This is a genomic window from Candidatus Dependentiae bacterium, from assembly GCA_026389065.1.
GTDB lineage: Bacteria > Babelota > Babeliae > Babelales > Chromulinivoraceae > JACPFN01.
Map to the genome: position 1 here is coordinate 1 of JAPLIP010000006.1, position 2,068 is coordinate 2,068.

Below are 2,068 nucleotides of genomic sequence, written 5' to 3' on the forward strand. Positions count from 1 at the left end.
TTTTTAAGCGTTATCTTGAGTAGCGTTTGCCACAAGTCCAATCATAAAAAGATTGCAAACAAGTGCAGTATTTCCATAGCTGATAAACGGAAGGCCGATACCTTTAGTTGGAGCAAGGCCCGTAGAAACAAAAAGATTTATAATAAATTGCAAAGAAATTATTGCGGTAACGCCTTGAACCAGGTATGCGGCAAAAGAGTCTTTTAAATTCCAAGAAATTCTAAAGCCAAACCAAACAAAAGCCATACATAAAATTATAAAAAACAATGATCCAATAAATCCTATTTCTTCTGCCATGATCGCAAAAATAAAATCAGTGTGCTGCATTGGAAGATAGAAAAACTTTTGTTGTGATTGCGCAATTCCTGTTCCGCATAGTCCACCAGAGCCAATAGCAATGAGTGATTGAATAATCTGAAATCCTGACCCTTGGGGATCTTGCCATGGATCAAGATAGGTTAAAATTCGTTGCCACCGGTAAGGTTGCAAATAGATCATGAAAAATGCTGCAGGTGCAGCAAGGGCAATCGTGCCAATGAAGTAGCGCAGCGGTAGATTTGCAATAAAAAGCATAATAAGTGTTGTGGCAAAAAGGGTTGCCAGGCATCCAAAGTCTGGTTGCTTTAAAAGTATTAATCCGACGATCCCTAAAATGATTGAAAGAGGTGCAGCTGTTTTAAAAGTATTATGGTCCATGATTTTTCTTCTTGAAAGAAGTGACGCAAGATAAATTACGAGAGCAACTTTTAAAAGTTCGCTTGGTTGAAAAATAAAGCCATGAATATTTAACCATCGATGCGAACCGTTCATTTTATGGCTTAAGGCTTTTAAAAGTGGCAATGCGGTTGCAATAGTTGCACCCAGAAGAGCAAAAAAACTTATGCTTTTTAAAAATTGTAAAGAAATCATACGGGCAAAACAGAAAGCCAATATCCCTACAAAAATCCCAAACATCTGTTTTTTTACAAAATATAAAGGTTGGTTTAATGTTTCAAGGGCGAAAAATGAGCTCGAAGAGTATACAAAAATAACGCCAAGCATGACAAATGTTAAGCTTATGGCTAAAAACATAGTCAGATCATATTTTAATCTTTGTTCAATAAACATCATGTCCTTAAGCTCTGAGTATTTTTATTTAGATTGACTTGTTTACGTTAGCATAAAGTTGTTTATCAATGAAGATTAAAAACGTTAGCATAAAGTTGTTTATCAATGAAGATTAAAAAATTAGTTTATCAAAAAGCTTCTTTTTAATCTAAGTGTAAAGTGGACTTAGCGTTTAGAGGCGCTAAATGTAAAGTCCGCTTCGCGTTTGGTAATGATTTTTGTCAAAAGCTTGTTATTTAGTTCTTTGATTTGTTTGTCTTGAATAAGCAAGTTTTTACCAAATGCGAAGTCTGTTTTGCTTTTGGTAAGACTAAATGCTAAGTTGACTTTGTGTTTAGTAAGAAAAAGGGTCATTTGCAAAAACAACAGATACATTACTGGAGAACAAAGCAGGGTAAAGAAATTGATTTTATTGTAAAAAACAGAGCTGGAAATATTTTAACGGCTATTGAGTGTAAGTTTAGTTGCTCGTCTGATGATGGACTTGCTCACAATGTCGGTAAAAATTTTGAAGCGTTTCGTGCATTGTATCCTACTGGAGAGAATTTGGTAGTTGCTCATAATGTTGATAGATCTTTTACTCGCAAACATAACGATTTGACAATAACATTTGTAAGTGCGCAAGAGTTGGTAAAAAAGTTAAAATTGATTGCTTAGTCTTCTTTTATATGAATTTCTTCCATTGGGATATTTTTATCGAATTCTTCAGAGTGTGAAGATGTGATTGATCGGCGTCTTGGTCTTGTTTTGCTTGTTTGCTTTGGTATCAGGTCTTGCTTAGCCTTTTTTTCTTTTGATTCCATATATTTTGCCTGAGCTTTTAAAATCTGTGCGGTTACTTTTAAAAAATCTTTACATGATTGTGGCTGCTGCGAGGCTCTTGAAATAATAAATTCTTCTGTCTTTTTATTAAAAGAAAGGTTGATTGGAATAGTTTCTTCACTTTCTAGGATATCGTTTG

General features: G+C 34.4%; 3 protein-coding genes. 1 reads left to right on the plus strand and 2 read right to left on the minus strand.

The genetic code is table 11. The features are described from left to right. Positions 1-3: 3 nt before the first annotated feature. Complete coding sequence (gene ftsW, locus NTU89_00165; GenBank protein ID MCX5922962.1) at positions 4-1,107, minus strand: putative lipid II flippase FtsW; 1,104 nt, start codon at positions 1,105-1,107, stop codon at positions 4-6. Positions 1,108-1,461: 354 nt separating this feature from the next. Here ftsW and NTU89_00170 point away from each other — a divergent pair, with 354 nt between their 5' ends. Then, positions 1,462-1,764 (plus strand): DUF4143 domain-containing protein, encoded by a 303-nt coding sequence (locus NTU89_00170; GenBank protein MCX5922963.1) that lies wholly within the window; start codon positions 1,462-1,464, stop codon positions 1,762-1,764. Here NTU89_00170 and NTU89_00175 read toward each other — a convergent pair. Continuing rightward, positions 1,761-2,068: hypothetical protein (locus NTU89_00175; GenBank protein MCX5922964.1), on the minus strand; the 308-nt coding region annotated here is incomplete at its 5' end. The genes NTU89_00170 and NTU89_00175 overlap by 4 nt on opposite strands.

Coding starts and splice junctions, on each gene's coding strand:
- ftsW (MCX5922962.1), bottom strand. CDS start 1,107: ATGTTTATTGAACAAAGATTAAAATATGATCTGACTATGTTTTTAGCC.